The organism is Paenibacillus sp. FSL L8-0641 (assembly GCF_038006265.1).
In the GTDB taxonomy this organism is placed as follows: Bacteria; Bacillota; Bacilli; order Paenibacillales; family Paenibacillaceae; genus Paenibacillus; species Paenibacillus polymyxa_D.
Map to the genome: position 1 here is coordinate 2,442,187 of NZ_JBBOUW010000001.1, position 15,828 is coordinate 2,458,014.

The 15,828-nt window shown below is 47.1% G+C and carries 14 protein-coding genes; 11 read left to right on the forward strand and 3 right to left on the reverse strand.

Annotated features, from left to right (window positions below):
- Positions 1–12 precede the first annotated feature (12 nt).
- The 7 genes from MKY16_RS11165 to MKY16_RS11195 all read left to right on the forward strand — a co-directional run bounded on the left by MKY16_RS11165 (position 13) and on the right by MKY16_RS11195 (position 8,090).
- Positions 13–1,278, forward strand: coding sequence for a TRAFAC clade GTPase domain-containing protein (locus tag MKY16_RS11165; RefSeq protein ID WP_029519150.1), 1,266 nt, complete (start codon positions 13–15; stop codon positions 1,276–1,278).
- Complete coding sequence (locus MKY16_RS11170; protein WP_029519151.1) at positions 1,275–4,292, forward strand: GAP1-N2 domain-containing protein; 3,018 nt, start codon at positions 1,275–1,277, stop codon at positions 4,290–4,292. Before MKY16_RS11165 ends, MKY16_RS11170 begins: the two co-directional genes overlap by 4 nt.
- A 230-nt stretch (positions 4,293–4,522) precedes the next feature.
- Positions 4,523–4,990 (forward strand): MarR family winged helix-turn-helix transcriptional regulator, encoded by a 468-nt coding sequence (locus tag MKY16_RS11175; protein WP_029519152.1) that lies wholly within the window; start codon positions 4,523–4,525, stop codon positions 4,988–4,990.
- 93 nt (positions 4,991–5,083) lie between these two features.
- The gene (locus MKY16_RS11180) at positions 5,084–6,466 is read left to right on the forward strand and encodes an MFS transporter (protein WP_069010194.1); all 1,383 of its coding nucleotides are present in this window, start codon (positions 5,084–5,086) and stop codon (positions 6,464–6,466) included.
- A gap of 80 nt (positions 6,467–6,546) precedes the next feature.
- On the forward strand, positions 6,547–7,116 hold the full coding sequence (locus tag MKY16_RS11185) for a hypothetical protein (RefSeq protein WP_340955335.1): 570 nt from the start codon (positions 6,547–6,549) through the stop codon (positions 7,114–7,116).
- 68 nt (positions 7,117–7,184) lie between these two features.
- Positions 7,185–7,334: a 50S ribosomal protein L33 gene (gene rpmG / locus MKY16_RS11190; RefSeq protein ID WP_013310116.1), complete on the forward strand. Its 150-nt coding sequence runs from the start codon at positions 7,185–7,187 to the stop codon at positions 7,332–7,334.
- Positions 7,335–7,844: 510 nt separating this feature from the next.
- A complete protein-coding gene (locus MKY16_RS11195) occupies positions 7,845–8,090 on the forward strand; it encodes a type B 50S ribosomal protein L31 (protein ID WP_013310118.1) in 246 nt (81 codons plus the stop codon).
- Between the two features lie 111 nt (positions 8,091–8,201).
- On the opposite strand, the gene MKY16_RS11200 is transcribed toward MKY16_RS11195, so the two are convergent.
- From MKY16_RS11200 to MKY16_RS11210, 3 genes are read right to left on the reverse strand one after another with little or no spacing between them, the layout of a single operon-like run.
- The gene (locus tag MKY16_RS11200; protein ID WP_049817075.1) at positions 8,202–9,311 is read right to left on the reverse strand and encodes a CobW family GTP-binding protein; all 1,110 of its coding nucleotides are present in this window, start codon (positions 9,309–9,311) and stop codon (positions 8,202–8,204) included.
- A gap of 18 nt (positions 9,312–9,329) precedes the next feature.
- Positions 9,330–10,307 carry a TIGR03943 family putative permease subunit gene (locus tag MKY16_RS11205; RefSeq protein WP_340955337.1) on the reverse strand — a complete coding sequence of 326 codons (978 nt, stop codon included), beginning with the start codon at positions 10,305–10,307 and terminating at the stop codon, positions 9,330–9,332.
- Between the two features lie 8 nt (positions 10,308–10,315).
- Complete coding sequence (locus MKY16_RS11210) at positions 10,316–11,317, reverse strand: permease (protein WP_029519157.1); 1,002 nt, start codon at positions 11,315–11,317, stop codon at positions 10,316–10,318.
- A 235-nt stretch (positions 11,318–11,552) separates the two neighbouring features.
- Here MKY16_RS11210 and MKY16_RS11215 point away from each other — a divergent pair, with 235 nt between their 5' ends.
- From MKY16_RS11215 to MKY16_RS11230, 4 genes are all read left to right on the forward strand, one after another.
- Entirely contained in the window at positions 11,553–12,623 is a 1,071-nt protein-coding gene (locus MKY16_RS11215) for a CobW family GTP-binding protein (RefSeq protein ID WP_340955338.1), read from the forward strand.
- Positions 12,620–13,744, forward strand: a complete 1,125-nt coding sequence (locus MKY16_RS11220) for a FecCD family ABC transporter permease (protein ID WP_029519159.1) — start codon at positions 12,620–12,622, stop codon at positions 13,742–13,744. Before MKY16_RS11215 ends, MKY16_RS11220 begins: the two co-directional genes overlap by 4 nt.
- Positions 13,741–14,529 (forward strand): ABC transporter ATP-binding protein, encoded by a 789-nt coding sequence (locus MKY16_RS11225; protein ID WP_029519160.1) that lies wholly within the window; start codon positions 13,741–13,743, stop codon positions 14,527–14,529. The genes MKY16_RS11220 and MKY16_RS11225 overlap by 4 nt, the downstream gene beginning before the upstream one ends.
- A gap of 64 nt (positions 14,530–14,593) precedes the next feature.
- On the forward strand, positions 14,594–15,616 hold the full coding sequence (locus tag MKY16_RS11230; RefSeq protein ID WP_340955340.1) for an ABC transporter substrate-binding protein: 1,023 nt from the start codon (positions 14,594–14,596) through the stop codon (positions 15,614–15,616).
- Positions 15,617–15,828: the final 212 nt, after the last annotated feature.

The following is a 15,828-nucleotide window of genomic DNA, read 5'->3' on the forward strand; positions in this document are numbered from 1 at the left end:
AGGCCGCAACCGATGAGTTTTCTTAGCAATTTATTCAGAAGAAAGCCACAGGCAGCGCCAAGGCCGTTATTTTATGATATTGTGTGCCCTTATTGCTTTAGTAAATTCTCCCCGGAGGAAGTAGTATTCCGTGCTTCTCATCACCGTGAAGATGACGAGGACTACGCTTTGGGTGAAGATGAGCTGTTGAACAAATATCGGGAGCGTTTTGGCTTGGACAGTGTGCATGATATGGAGGCGATTTTACATCCCCTTGATGTTCCTGAGGAACATCGATTGTATTCTGATCATGTACTGACAGGACTGACCGACCGTTATGGCGAGCTGACGCGTCACCGACTGTGCCCGCACTGCCATAACGAGTTGCCCGTGACTGCGGGTAAGGTGCCTAGCAATATCATTTCGATTATTGGAGCTTCGCAGGCAGGGAAATCTGTTTATATGACCTCCCTGATTCACACGCTGCAACATGTTACGGCCGATCATTTTGACGCGGCTTGTATGCCGCTCAATGCAGAGATCAGCCGAAAGTTCCGCACCATGTATGAGGAACCCCTATTTGAACGAGGCGATCTGCTTACATCGACACAAAAAGAAAAGATGCAGGAGCCTTTTATCTTCCAGTTCGTATTTAAGGATGAGGAAAAGCCGCCACTGACGCTAGTGTTTTTTGATGTCGCCGGTGAGGGAATGGTAGATCAGGACTATCTGGGACTGCATGGACAGCATATTAAGAATTCTGCAGGTATTCTCTTTATGGTCGATCCACTACAAATCCGCTCTATTCGGGAGCGCATTAAGATTAACCTTGGCGATAAGCCGGGTGAGTGGGTCTCACAATATGATGAACCGCGTGACGTTGTACTTACGATGTTCGGTGATTTTATTGCCTATCAGGAAAAAGGGAAAACGGACATTCCGACCGCTGTCGTCCTGACCAAAAGTGATATGCTTACTGCGTTGGCAGATGAAGAAGGCACATACATCAAGACGAACAGCAATATTTTTAATCCGATGGAGCATCGCAAATATATGGATTTGGATGAGTTTGCGAACATTGATGGCGAAGTTCGGCGCTTCATCGAAAAGGTGGATAAACCGTTCAAGGGCACGATGGATGTATATTTTACGGATACGGCCTATTTCGCGGTTTCCGCGCTGGGTAGCAATCCGGTTGAGCAAAAGCTGCAAGGGTTGGTTAGTCCGATCCGTGTGGATGAGCCATTTATTTGGCTGCTTTATAAGTTGAAGTACATTGAGGGGAGAGAATCACAGTGAGTTATGCTACCTCTCATTTGATACAACAGCAGATGTACACACGGGAACGGCGTGGTATTTTCCGTTCTACGGAAGGCTTCGATACAGTGGCTAATTCCAAAGGATTGGATGCTTCTTTTATTAAAAAGGTGCTGCATCCCTTATGTGTATATGATGCGCCTGCTGCTTTGACGGCGCGCGGCGAGAAACAGGAAAGTGTCTATCCGGAAGCCATACATCTGGTACGGACGGAGTCCGGGGATGTAGTACTTGGCCGCAGTATTTATAAGGCTGCGGATTTTACTGGGCTACGAAGCGCCCTTTTCACGCACAACTATGTGATTCCAGCCGGACATGGTGAATCTCCGTCTGACTATAAGCAGTGGCTGAACACCTCCTTTGTTGATACTTATGATATTGAGCAGGGAACGGATTTGCCGGAATTGGAGCGCCTACCAGGTGGAAGTGTATTTCCGGCTGTTGACCCGTCTACAGTGCTGGCTCAATTGCAGCTGAGCGAAGAAGTGTTCAAACAGCTTTTATACGCAGTCATGATGTCCGCAGCGGGTCGCAAAAAGGTATACGTAGCGCTGAATGTTCCTGTAGAAGCGGTCGGATCTTCAGCCAAGCAATTGCTTGGTGTGTTATATGCAGCACTGCCTTATGCATTTCGCAACAGACTCGGATTTCTTACATATGCACAGGAACCAAACAGCAGAAAAGGCATTCACTTGATGTTTGTTGAGCCTTTTAGTTTGCGTCCCGGTGATCGGAATGTGGAAAAGGACTTTGTATTTGACCTGTCTAATCATAGTCGAATACTTAATGTGGATGCAGAGCAGGTGAGACAGCCGTATTTTGACTGGATCGTCCGTACGTTGTTGAATGGTGAGACGCCGGACGATTTCTTCAAATTTGCCGAGCAAATGCTGACAGGTATGGAGGCCGGGCGTGATTTGACGCCATCCAGCTATCATGAGCTAATTACGTTGTACAGAATTGAGCAGGGAGAGCGGGCATTATACAACGAACAACGAATCACTGTGTTACGAAGCCTGACTGATTATTTATCGCCACCCGATGCGCTGCCACGTAAAATGAGGCTGAATGATCTGTTTCTGTCGTTCTTTGATCATGAATTTGATCGGGTGAAGGATGGATATATTCCGGATGTAGGCCTGGTAGATAGTTTCAAGGACTATTATAAAGTTCATGCACGCAGCAGCGAAAATCGGTTGGTGGAATATTTAATCCGTTCGCTAAACAATGCTTATACTGCCAGAAATACGGAAGCAGTCACGTATATTTATCATACAATTGAAGAGAATCCATCATTAGGCAAGGCATATTTTACGAAAGTGTTGGGTAATCCGGCACTGACAAAAATGCTGTTCATTCCCTACATGGACAGTCAGATGAAAAGAACACCGGATGCCAAGGGGCTGCTGGCTGTTGTGCACGAATGGGGCAGTAGGTATATCGAAGTGTCGGCGAATGCCGATTTTCAGCTTTTGGCAGAATCTGCACTGATGGGCCGACTGCGTGCGGAAAGAAAACCAGTAGAGGCTGTGGCTGCCATTCACCAACGCTTGCGTCAATGGGACAGCAACTCTGCCGTAGGCAAACTGTCCCCGCTGGAGCAATCTGGATTGACAGAACGCTTGCAGGAAGCGTCGGATCGGTATTTACTTACCGAAGTAGAGCTAAAGGAAATATCACCCGATCAGGTCGTACAGATTCCTTTTTTCACACGGCCTGATTTGGTGCAGTGGGTTGGAAAGCTGCCTGCTCCTCTTAAGGGACAAGCTGTGCGATTAGTTGCGGCTTATGATTGGTTTAACACGGAGGACCCGGAACCGTCGGTGCTGGACGGTCTGGAGCCCGGCGAAGTAGAAAAGGTACAGGATTGGGCTTACAGCTGGCTGCCCCAGCAGCTTGCGGAAGGCCATTTTGCCCGTCTGTTGCCTGCCTTTTATCGTTCTGACGGGCCGGGAGAGGGAATATTGGATTTCGCTCGCCTGGTCAGTTCGATTCGCAAATGGGCAAAGGATAACGATACGATGTACCGCTTTATCCGATGGTCGGAGGAACACCCTGAGTTTGCTACTCCACGCGGCGGTTTTGAACCATCCTACAGACGTGCGCTACTTCTATTCTTCCAAAAGGAAGGACGAGAGGGACTGCATAAAAAAACGCTGTGGCGTCAATATTTTGAACCTGCGAAGCCTGCCTTTAAAAATTTCTATTTGGCAGCAAAGCGTGAGACGGACACGCCTCTGGTCAAAACGCTTCGTCGTTTCCGTAAAGGTGGGGTGATTTCCGGGATCGTGCTGATTGTCATTGCAGGTACGCTAGGCGGCCTGAAAGCAACCGGGGTGATCGGATCTGCTGACACACCTGCGCCTGTTGCCACTCCGAAGCCTGTACAACAACAGCCTGTAGAGCCTACAGTGCCCGTAAAAAAGGAGCCTACGGCGATAGTGACACATGTGCCTAATACCAAGTCCACTACGAAAATGGTCAAGCTGTTGTTTGCGTTTCAGACATCGACAGAGCAGGCAGAATTTAAGCCGAAGAAGCTCGTCATTGTCGGTGCGGATCAGCAGGAGCACTTATACGAAAATTTTACACTTGCTGAACAGAACGACAAGGAAGCAGCCAGTAAGGCGAACAATGATCCATCCGGTGATGTAAACACTGGGAGCGCCACTACAAAAAGCACGACAGCAGATGGACAATCCACGGACAATGGTTCCACAGCTCGTGGGGGTACATCCAGTGGAAAAAGTGGTGATCAATCTGGAGCAGTGACTGGCAACACGGACGGAGGCTTGACTTCGGAGATTACTACTGAGGGTAGTGGCAATGGAGCAAATACAGACACAGACACTGACACACCATCGGAGTATGATCTGAAGAAGTATCCTTATCGTACGCTATTGACCCTTTGGCAGCGGTTGGAACTGAATGATGCTAGCACGGTTACCGTTGATGGAGAAGAATATCCGCTAGTTCAAGTGAAAACTGCGGACTAAGCAACTATAAAACAGAAATGAATGATGAATGAAGTAAAAGACGGGTTTCCTTCAAAGGACTCGTCTTTTATTGTGCCTATATTTCCATAAAGGATGAATTTGTAATTCAAAATTAACCCTATCTAATAAAGCATCATGTTACGAAAGTATTGACACTAAGTAGACAGCTGATTAAAATTAGTTGGAATTCAAACTATTAAAATTAGATAGATATGGAGGTTCGTAGTGAGATGGGAAGCGAGGTGTATCCCGTTTGTCTTCCTTGGGAGGAAGAGAGCACGATGTATTTAATTAAATGGATTTTCACTACCGTCCGGCGCGAAATTGAAATAGCACTGCGCCCTTTGGGGCTCACCTCCCCACAATCGCAGACGCTCTATATACTGGCGATGTCGCCTGGAGTCACCAATACGGATTTGGAAAAGCTATTGCTTATTGATAAATCAAGCGTTACCAGCCTGGTTAACGGGATCGTTAAGAAAAACTGGGCAGTACGCAAAAGTCACCCGGAAGATGCACGCATGAAGCAAATCTATTTGACTGAGGAAGGCTTGAAGATTCACAAGGTAGCTGAACGTACTATTGAGGCAATTAAAAGCTCGGTAGGGGAAACGTTATCTGTCGGAGAATCGGAGACGCTGCGCGGCCTGCTTAAAAAAATTCTCCGCGACTACCACCCTGCGGACGCCCGTGCATGAGCGAATATATAGAGATTTTACCCGGATAGGGGTATTCAAAAGCAGTGAATTACGATCTTAGATAAGAGGTTTACAGGAGAGGGAGACAACCAAATGATAAATGAACAAACTTATCCGAATGCGGATAAGCTTATGCGTGTGCTAGCTTTCACACTTGTTTTTTCAGTGATGAACGCTTTTATGTTTAATGTCGTTATGCCTGTGATTCGAGAGGAGTTTCATATTAGTGCTTCCGATGTAAGTTGGTTGCTGACTGGCTATATGATCGTGTATGCGGTTGGCTCGGTGACCTACGGCAAATTGGCAGATAAATATCGTCTTAAGGATTTGCTGACGTTTGGGATTATCTTTTTTGCACTGGGTTCGCTTATTGGACTGTTGGCCAATCAATTTTGGATGCTCATTGTAGCTCGTTTGCTTCAGGCTGCAGGGGCTGCTGTTATTCCGGCCACTGCTATGATCGTCCCAGTCCGTTATTTCTCGGCTGAAAAAAGAGGACGTGCTTTGGGCGTCACAGCAATCGGCTTGGCGTTAGGTACTGCACTGGCTCCGATTATTTCCGGTTTGATCACAGGCTTTGCAAGCTGGCGTTTTTTGTTCGTCATTTCCATGCTGCCACTGATCGCATTGCCGTTCTTTCGTAAATATTTGGACGATCAGCGTGGAGAGGATCAGAAGTTCGATTTTCTTGGTGGATTATTGCTGGGTGGAACAGTAGCCTTCTTATTACTTTCGATTTCGCAAACCAATATGATGTTTTTTCTGGTCGGTATGGTGCTGTTTGCACTGTTTATATGGCGCATTAACACTGCACATGACCCATTCATCCAGCCGAAGCTGTTCCGTAACAAACAATATTCATACGGGCTCCTTATCGCTTTTTTAGGGACGGGGATTAGCTTTGGATTGCCGTACTTGGCACCGCAGTTTCTGAACAGTCTCAATCAGCTTACGCCCGCAATAATTGGACTGGTTATGTTTCCGGCTGCTATTGCTTCGGCTCTATTGGGTAAAAGAGGGGGGCGTTTGGCGGATAGCAAAGGAAATTCGTTTCTCGTCTATACAGCTGTATCGCTTTTGTTTATTTGTTTTATCAGCTTGTCTACGTTTGTGGGTGCGTCTCCGTATCTGATTTTGTTTTTGCTTATTTTCGGAAACGTAGGTCAGACCTTCATGCAAATTGCCATGTCCAACACGATTTCTCGTACCTTGTCGAAAGACCAGATTGGTGTTGGAATGGGGCTGCTATCTCTGCTGAATTTCATTGCCGGAGCGATTACGACAAGTATCTTGGGCAAAACGCTAGATAGTTCGTCGTCCTTTCATCTGAATCCTGTCGTATCTAATGTGCAGGTGTTCAACTTTAGCAATATTTTTACGGTGCTTGCACTGATTGCGCTTGTGACGATGGGACTTTATGCGTTGCAATTCCGAAGGGGTCCACGCGGTAATACGCCTGCTGTTGAACAAGGATAAACATTTGATGTAACCTCATGCCAAAACAAGGGTATAATATAGAAGGAAAAGTTCATCTATGGAAGGACGGAGTGTCCGGCATGACAAGAAACCTTCAATATGTACCCTATGGTTATGAGCCTCCGATCGAGACGCATAAAGGGACCATGGTCTACTATGATACGTTCGAGCAGATTACAGCCAGAGAGCTGGAGCTTTTTGCCGAAACGGGGGCTGCATTATCTTTTACAAAACTGGTGCTGTATCCGCTGCATGAAGAAACCGTCAGAAGAATGTGGAAGCAGCCGGTACGTTCGTATTACAAGCGGGTGGACGAGCTGGGAGAGTGGCAGCGGGAGCAGGCTTTGAGTGCTGTTGTCATTGAGAGCTGGGAAGGTAAGCGTAAAAAGTATACGCCGATTGAAGCAGCTATTCGTTTTTTGGTGGAAAAGTATACGACCCCACTTTTTTTGTACATGAGTCCTGAAATGGCAAATTTGTGCGCTTCCTATGCATCGTTTGGAGAATGGATTAGAAATGTCAGATTGGTGCTTTCGAGCGAACCACTACAACTTCATCCGAAGCTTGCACAGTACCGTAATCGCTGGAACACGGTAGAAGAAGCGATAAACCGTGACTCTAAGGTTGACAAAGCGGAGCATGAATTATAGAATAAAACTAATCGTAAAAATTACTATTGTAATTGTATACCATGTATTCCAATTAAGGAGGAAGAGAAATGCGCGTAATTGTTACCTTGGCATGCACCGAATCCGGTGACCGCAACTATACAACAACTAAGAACAAAAGAAATCATCCGGACCGTCTTGAAATGAAAAAATACTCTCCGCGTCTGAAAAAGTACACGATCCATCGTGAAACTAGATAATTTGAGGCCTGCTGTATAGCAACCTGAATTATCCTGCTTCCTGAGCGAAGCCTGTTAAGTTTGCAAAAGCCTGCGTTATGGAACCGGCGAAAACTTGAATTAGTCCAGTGGACAGAGCGTCTAAAGTTAAAGCTTGCATCTAAGAGAACGGCTTTTTTTCACGGCTGTATGATAGATGCTGAGCTACATGGCACGCTTTGCCTTTTGAATCGAAAGCACGTGGCTACCGACTTCTCCTGTGCTGGTGTCAGCATTTGGGACGAGCCGGAGGACCATTCACTATATGCTTATATAACGATGAAGGCTGACGAAAGATCCGGAGCGTTCGTGCAATGGGCGATGCGATATATGCGGCATCGTTTGCTTGTCGTTTACGAGCTTGAGCGCCAACCGTTAAGGTCTGTCGTCTTTTTTTCTGGGACATAACCGTTCCTTTTGCCAACTGATGGAGTATTGCGCCAGTACGTTTGAGGTTGAAACTAAAACTACATGAAAGATTAGGTGAAACTAATGAAAAAAGATATTCATCCAACATTGAACAAAGTTATCTTTTTGGACCCTAGCTGTGGATTTACTTTCCTGAGTGCTTCCACTAAATATTCGCAAGAAACGATGGAATGGGAAGATGGTAACACATACCCAGTTATCCGTGTAGATACTAGCTCCGCTTCCCACCCGTTCTTCACTGGTAAACAAAGAAACGTGGATATCGGTGGCCGTGTGGATCGCTTTAACAAAAAATATAACCTTAAGTAAGAACAGTCGAGCGTTGTGTTCATGGATTATGCTTATAATCCGTGAACATCGCTTTTTAAAAAACCTCCTGCATCTGCAGGAGGTTTTTTTGTCTTAATTTAGACCTGTTATTTATAGCGAAATGAAGCACTGTTCCCATTGGTCGGTAATGGATGCTTTGTCGAGCTGCTCCCCAATGAGCGTGACATATCCCTGACTCACGGGAAGTGCAGTAGGCTGCCACTCCAAGTGATTTCCTGAAAATTGCAAAAGCATTGTCCCTTCCTGAGGAAGCACGCAATAACCTTTCGCTCGAAGCAGAGAGGAGCCTAGCCCTGTCAGAAAGCGCTCCAATCGTTGTTTTTCGAGTGGCTGAGGAGAATATTGATGCAGCGTTAAGCTCTCCAAATGGGAAAACGAGTGGGTCTGGTTGGGATCGTGGCTGTGGCTATGACTGTGTGCAGAAATAACTTTGAACGGCGTACTTATAGAGGTAATACTGGGTCGTCCGGAACTTTTGACGGGAATGGGGACAGACAGTGCATCTGCATCAGTGGGCTGGACCTGTGCAGGTGCTGGTTGAGGTGTCTGTACAGGTTTCGCGGCAACGGATGTGGAGGCCAGAACAGGCTCTAGCAGTGGTTCAAGGTCAACCCGGCTATATTCAGTAGTTTGCAGCTTGGCCGTATCGTTGAGCTTGCGGATGCTTTTGACGACCTTCGTCACTTCACGGCTGCTTGCTGCATCCGTCTTGTTCACCACAATGAAGTCTGCGGTGCGCAGTTGTCCGTGCAGGGTGCGAACCAGTTCTTTATCAGCCGTAAAACGGCTATTGTATTCATGGAACAGCTCAGCATCCACAACACTGATGCTGTGAACCAGATAAAGCTGATCTGCCAGTAGAGGGGAGCGAAGCTCCTCCAGTACTTGTTCGGGGTTGGCTACCCCAGTGGTCTCCATGAAGATCAGATCTGGCTCCTGGCTGAGCAGGGTATGCAAAGCCCCTGCCAGTTCATTTCTTTTGCTGCAACAAATGCAGCCTTCTAGCAATCCTTCTACTGTTACGTCAGGCATTTCCTCTGAAATTATAGCGCTGTCTACATTATATTCACCCATTTCGTTCATTAAAACAACAGCACGAAGGGGAATTTGGCGGGTATGGGCTAACAGGCGCAAAAGCAGTGTTGTTTTGCCGCTTCCAAGAAAACCACTGATTAAAATAACAGGAACTTTGTTCATCATTTTTCCTCCTTGGCGGGGTTAGTGTGTTGTGTTCAAGCGATCAAAGGTAGCTACCGAGTCTGCTTGGGTATAGACATAAGGGGATTCTGGCTGCTCGACAGCGGTTATTTTTTCGGATCGAATTTCAAGTACGGGAGCGTTTCCCTTTTGTGCGGTATGCAGTGTTCCTTCAATGGTCACCCAGGTATCCTTGTCAAAGGACGGGGCTTTCTGGGATTGGACGATGATCCCGAAGGGCATGGCATCGGCAGTACAGCACATGACGAGGAATCTTCCTACTGCAAAAAGCCCTTTACCCGGCAGATTGTCGTCTTTATACACAAAGCCAGTCACCTGTACTTTTTTTCCTTCAAAAGCTTGTTTATATAATTCAATGGCTCCAATAGTTTCGGAAAAAATCTCTGGCTTGATCTGTATGATAGGTTGCTGATACAGGCGTTTCGCCAGTTCGGCGAATTCCACATTGTACTTATCAGGCGGAACGAACAGCTTATCCAGCGTTTCCTGACTCCATTTCCCCTCTGGAGGGGGCGAAGTGGGGACAGAAGATGCAGTTGATAAAAGGGAGGAGGTGGATGCTTTCGTGGTCTGTGTATCTGTTTTCCGTCGGATGTCCGGGTTGGGATACGTGAAGGACATGCCTTTTTTGGCGGCCATATCACTACCAAGTGCCTGATTGGGCAGCAAAGAACCGAATAGGAGCGGAATGAGCAGCATTCCATATACGAGTGTTTTTTTGAACCAGCTTTGCGGCAACGGGTGCTCACAATCACATACATCCTCACCGTCCCGCTCCCCAACGATTCCGTGCCATGCCATCGCCAATGCGATGAACAAGAGGGGTACAGGACAGAGTAGGAGTAGCTTTTGCATATGGGGAGCTAGGTAGTAATGAAGTGCATTCGTGCGGCTTAATGAGATGATGTATACAGCCAATCCGATCATGAGCAAGGAGCGAATGCCATATTGCCAGCGGATGCTAAAGGTTGAATTCACGTTTGTATTCACCTCCCCAATAACCATTCAGCAGCTATAGAACCCACTAGAACAAGTGAAACAATGAGCAAGGCCAGGATGGCGACAAATTTGGTGCGGAAGGTGCTTAGTAGCATGAGCGTGCCTTTGAAATCTAGCATCGGACCAAGTACAAGAAAGGCCGCCAGTGGACCCAGTGTAAAGGTATGTGAAAAAGCAGTGGCTACAAAGGCATCAGAGGTGGAACACAGCGACAGTATGTAGGCAAAACCCATCATAAAGGCGTACGATCCGACCGTTCCTTCACTTAACGAAAGCATCTCATTACGTGGGATGAAGGTTTGGATGCAGGCTGTCAATAATGCGCCGATAATGAGATATTTACTCATGTCCAAAAACTCGTCCCCAGCATGTACAAAAAATCCCCGCCATGTGCGATTATGCCGATGAGTCTGATTGTTCTGCTTTTGCTGGTTAAAAGAGAGTAACGACCGTTTGAGCGGATGTACTCGCACAAAGGCATACACGATCAGTCCGATGATCGCGGAAACGGTAAAAGCCAAACCCGTTCGAACGGCAGTGACCTCGGGATGGGAAGGGAAAGCCATCATCGTCGCAGCCAGTACCACGGGATTGATAATGGGCCCGCTTAAAATAAAAGTGATACCCATATAGGCAGGCATTCCCTTGAGCATTAATTGGCGAACGACAGGGATCATGCCGCATTCACAGATGGGAAACAGTATACCTAGTAAGGAGGCCAGCAGGACACCCGGTACAGGATGTGCAGGCGCTATTTTGCGAATCCATGTCTCCGGTACAAGCCACTGCAAAAGGGATGAGACGAGCACACCGATAAGGAGAAACGGAACAGCTTCCAGAAAAATACCCATAAATACCGTTTTTAATGGCTGCAGCTGCCCCACATCTAACAAACGAAGCCACTGGGGAGATAGCGTGACAAGCACAGGGATGAGAAAGGCAAACGGAATCATAAAAGGCAGCATCTTCAACAGCGTACTGTTTTTCATTCCACGTCTCCTTGGGAATAAGGGTTCTTATCTACAGCCTATGCCTGTAAGGGGACAATCATGCCCGCCGGATTGTGTGTGAATCACCTCCCTATATTGACAAATCTGAGCATGCTCATATATATTTATACTCATTAATAGTAATTATTACGATTAAAATCCGATAAATGATTGCAAGAAGGAAATTTTTAAGGTACGATCCATATTAAATGTTGCAAAGACAAGGAGGGGTTATATGATACCGATTGTTGTTTTATCCGGTTTTTTGGGTAGCGGTAAAACCACTCTTCTTCAGCATGCGCTGGCTTACTACAGGGAAAAGGGTCTCAAGCCAGCCATTTTGATGAATGAGTTGGGTGATGTTAATCTGGACGGTAGTTTGGTGAATGGACAAGCACCCATGAAGGAAATGCTCAGTGGCTGTATATGCTGTACCATTCGCGGGGACTTGGGCGTCGAGCTCATGAATCTTGCTGAGGAATATAAGCCGGACGTGATTATTGTAGAATGTACCGGAGTGGCTAACCCGATGGAGATTGTAGATGCAGTGACAGACGCCTCAATTTATTCTACTATGATATTACAATCCGTTATCACGGTCATAGACGCGCGTCAATTTTTGGATTTTGCCTCGGGGAACGAGAGAAGCAAATCGCTTCGTTTGATGCAGGATCAGCTTCGATGCGCTTCCAAACTGATTATTAACAAGACCGATTTATTGGCTGCGGGCGAGTTACAGAAAGTACAGGCCCTCGTAAAAGAGTTAAATCCATATGTTTTGACTGTGAGCACGCAACGAAGTGACGTGGACGCTGGAATTTTTTTCTCCACTCAAGGAGAGGAGCGTATGGATGTTTCGCGACATAAGGAATCCGCAGTTGATATTGAGAGTGAACATCCTCATTTGGAAAATCATCTGCACACGTATGACCATGATGACCATACAGATCATCAGTCTCATGACCATGACCACGAACACGAACATGGGGAGCATTATCATTCCTACGACCATGTAGTTGTTCACACGCATTTTTTTGGACAACCTGTGCCACGCTACGAGTTTGAACAGTTGTTCCGCAGTTTGCCAGCTGAAATTTATCGGGCCAAAGGAATTGTGCGGTTTCTGGAATCAGAGGGTCAGATGATGTTTCAATTTGCCTATCGGGAGCTGGAAATCATTCCGATCCGCCCGCAAAAGCCAGTGAACGATGTAGCGGTTGTCATGGGTGAGAATTTCTCTGCTTCCGAGATCGAGGAACAATTGAGAAAGCTGGAAGCGGCCGAAAAGCCATTGAGTAATTCATGACTTCGAGAACGAGTCACCTTAATCCATCAAGACCTAATCCATCACAACATCATTCTCGTGCACACCTAGCGGGCAAGCCTACTTGGGGATTTACAACAATTCTGCTGCTGACTGCTGGGCTGTTGCTTTCGGTCACACTCGCGGTCATGCTGGGCCCTGTAGCTGTCGCACCGGGGACGATATGGCGAATTGCACTGTCCCATCTTCCCTGGCTGGACCAGTGGATACCCGTGACATGGACCAAGCCTGAGCAATATATCGTTTGGGAAATCCGCTTTCCACGCGTGTTGTTAGGTGTCATCGTAGGAGCAGGACTAGCTGTTACAGGGGCGACTATACAGGCATTAATTCGTAATTCGTTAGCGGATCCCTATATTTTAGGTGTCTCGTCTGGGGCTTCGGTGACAGCCACATTGGTAATTGTGTTCGGAGCTTTCGGGTTTTTAGGACGACTTGCGCTGCCTTTATCTGCTTTTATAGGATCGTTAGCTGCAATGCTTATGGTGTTCGCGTTAGCCCGTGTAGCTGGGAGCATATCGACGACCCGCTTATTGCTGGCAGGGGTGGCGGTGTCTATGATGCTGTCGGCTGTGACTAGCTTTATCGTGACGATGGCCCCGAATGAAAAAGGCATTCGTGACGCGATGTATTGGATGATGGGAAGTCTGGCAGGTGCTCAATGGGACACGCTTTTCATTCCAAGCCTTATTGTAGTCGTTGGAACGGCTGTGCTTCTGACCCGATACCGGTCGCTGAATGCTTTGCTAACGGGTGAAGAGACCGCAGTAACGCTTGGTGTGAACGTACAGGCGTTCCGCGTATTACTGGTTGTGGTGGCGTCTCTTTTAACCGGGGCAGTCGTATCCGTTAGTGGCTCGATTGGCTTTGTCGGACTAATGATTCCGCACATCGTTAGGCTGGTAGTGGGATCAGATCATCGGCGTGTACTGCCCGTCAGCCTGTTGGCGGGAGCTATTTTTGTCGTGTGGGCTGATGTATGTGCCCGGCTTGTGCTGGCTCCACAGGAGCTACCGATTGGTATTGTGACGGCTGTGTGCGGAGGACCTTTTTTTGTGTGGCTGCTGCGTCGTAGTTCCTACTCGTTTGGAGGCGAAAAATGAATATAGAAGTCGAATGCGTGACCTTCAGTATTCACGACAAACGGCTGATCGACGGCATCTGTCTCCAGGTAAAAGCAGGGGAGCTAGTCGGATTGATCGGTCCGAATGGCAGCGGGAAATCAACGTTGCTCAAAAATATGTATCGTGTGCTAAAGCCTGATAGTGGTGTAGTTACGTTGGATGGCCAGGATATGCTGCGGATGAAGTATAAAGAGACGGCCCGACAAATGGCAGTGGTGAGTCAGGATGCGCCGCAAACGTTTGATTTCTCAGTACGGGACATCGTCCTGATGGGTCGCCATCCGCATAAGAAACTGTTGGAAGCAGATACTGTCGTCGATCATGAACTGGTCGAGCAGGCGCTGGAGCGGGTAGGCATGAATGCTCAGGCAGATCAGGGCTTTGCCACCTTGTCTGGCGGCGAAAAGCAACGGGTATTGATCGCCAGAGCTTTGGCCGGGCAGGCGAAATTTCTTGTTTTGGATGAGCCGACGAATCATCTGGACATCCGGTATCAGCTGCAAATTCTGGATTTGGTCAAAACACTTCGGATAACTACGCTAGCTGCACTGCATGATTTGAATTTAGCGGCATTTTATTGTGATCGAATGTATGTATTAAAAGAAGGCAAAGTGGTAGCCTCCGGCATAACAGAGGATGTGCTTCAGCCAGACCTGCTGTGGAGTGTATTCGGGGTCGAGACAGAAATCTGCATTCATCCAAAAACCGGAAAGCCGAATATTACCTTCTTACCGGATTCTCTCAGGAGAGGAGGCCATCCATGATGTTAACAGAAAAGGCGATACGATGAGGTAAGATTAACTACAAATAAAAGAGGAGACGGTACATATGAAAAGATATAGCAGGCCCGCGTTACCGCTGGTTATGCTCGCTTTGGCAATGATGCTGTTGTTATCAGCCTGTGCAGCAGGAAACACGGCCCAAACAAGCGATCCATCCGCAAACGGGCAGCAACCTGCCGCATCCCAATCAGCAACCAAGGAGACGTCGGTAGAGCTTGAGAACATGGGCGTTAAAATGGCATTTCCCGAGGCGCCTAAACGCGCGGTTACACTGAACCAGCACGCGACTGAGGTTATGCTGGCTCTTGGACTGGAATCCTCTATGGTAGGAACTGCGTATTTGGATGATCAGATTTTGCCAAAATATAAGGCTCAATATGACAAAATCCCGGTACTGGCCGAACAATATCCGTCCAAAGAGGTGTTTATGGCCGCTGCACCGGATTTTGCCTATGCGGGCTGGAAGAGTGCCTTTAATGATAAAAATCTGGGTTCCCGTGAGGAGCTAGCCAAACAAGGGGTGCTGACCTATATACAGGAGTCCTCAAATAAGTCGGGCCCCACATTAGAAGATGTATATCAGGATATACTAAATATTGGGCGTATTTTTAGGGTTGAGGAGCGTGCAGAAAAGCTGGTAAATGAAATGCGTGAACAAGTGCAGTCCATTCAGACTCAAATTGGTGTTGTTGAACAGGCACCCAAGGTGTTTGTTTATGACAGCGGAGAAGACAAGCCCTTTACGGCTGCCAACAATTATCTAACGTCTTTGATTGAAAGTGTGAAGGCGAAAAATATTTTTGATGATATCGACAAAAGTTTTACTGAGGTAAGCTGGGAAGAGGTTGTGAACCGTAATCCTGACGTCATTGTCATTCTCGACTATGGAGATACTTCACTGGCGGATAAAGAGAAGCTACTCCTGAGCAAGCCTGCATTAGCTGGTGTGGAAGCGATCAAAAATAAACGCTTTATAGTCCTGCCATTGTCCGCGGCGGCTGAAGGCGTGCGTGCACCAATTGCACTGAAAACCTTGGCTGCAGGCTTGTACCCGGACAAAGTGAAGTAAACAAACAAAAGAGTTGCCAAAACATTGACGAACCTTGCCTAAACTGTTAAACTTGCTAATGCGTAAAGGTTACGTTTATCAAACGCTTATTTTTTTATCACCAAATCGTAATAATTACGGTAGATGGTTTAATGATCATAAACGACCTGGAGAATCTGCGCAAAGGATGATTGCTCAGATGGCTCCAGGCTTTTTAAAGGAAAAGGAGATTT

What these genes read in the sequence shown, in the direction of transcription:
- MKY16_RS11165 (WP_029519150.1), top strand. Translation starts at nt 13, where the DNA reads ATGAGTTTTCTTAGCAATTTATTCAGAAGAAAGCCACAGGCAGCGCCA.
- MKY16_RS11175 (WP_029519152.1), top strand. Translation starts at nt 4,523, where the DNA reads ATGGGAAGCGAGGTGTATCCCGTTTGTCTTCCTTGGGAGGAAGAGAGC.
- MKY16_RS11180 (WP_069010194.1), top strand. Translation starts at nt 5,084, where the DNA reads ATGATAAATGAACAAACTTATCCGAATGCGGATAAGCTTATGCGTGTG.
- MKY16_RS11185 (WP_340955335.1), top strand. Translation starts at nt 6,547, where the DNA reads ATGACAAGAAACCTTCAATATGTACCCTATGGTTATGAGCCTCCGATC.
- rpmG (WP_013310116.1), top strand. Translation starts at nt 7,185, where the DNA reads ATGCGCGTAATTGTTACCTTGGCATGCACCGAATCCGGTGACCGCAAC.
- MKY16_RS11195 (WP_013310118.1), top strand. Translation starts at nt 7,845, where the DNA reads ATGAAAAAAGATATTCATCCAACATTGAACAAAGTTATCTTTTTGGAC.
- MKY16_RS11200 (WP_049817075.1), bottom strand. Translation starts at nt 9,311, where the DNA reads ATGATGAACAAAGTTCCTGTTATTTTAATCAGTGGTTTTCTTGGAAGC.
- MKY16_RS11210 (WP_029519157.1), bottom strand. Translation starts at nt 11,317, where the DNA reads ATGAAAAACAGTACGCTGTTGAAGATGCTGCCTTTTATGATTCCGTTT.
- MKY16_RS11215 (WP_340955338.1), top strand. Translation starts at nt 11,553, where the DNA reads ATGATACCGATTGTTGTTTTATCCGGTTTTTTGGGTAGCGGTAAAACC.
- MKY16_RS11220 (WP_029519159.1), top strand. Translation starts at nt 12,620, where the DNA reads ATGACTTCGAGAACGAGTCACCTTAATCCATCAAGACCTAATCCATCA.
- MKY16_RS11225 (WP_029519160.1), top strand. Translation starts at nt 13,741, where the DNA reads ATGAATATAGAAGTCGAATGCGTGACCTTCAGTATTCACGACAAACGG.
- MKY16_RS11230 (WP_340955340.1), top strand. Translation starts at nt 14,594, where the DNA reads ATGAAAAGATATAGCAGGCCCGCGTTACCGCTGGTTATGCTCGCTTTG.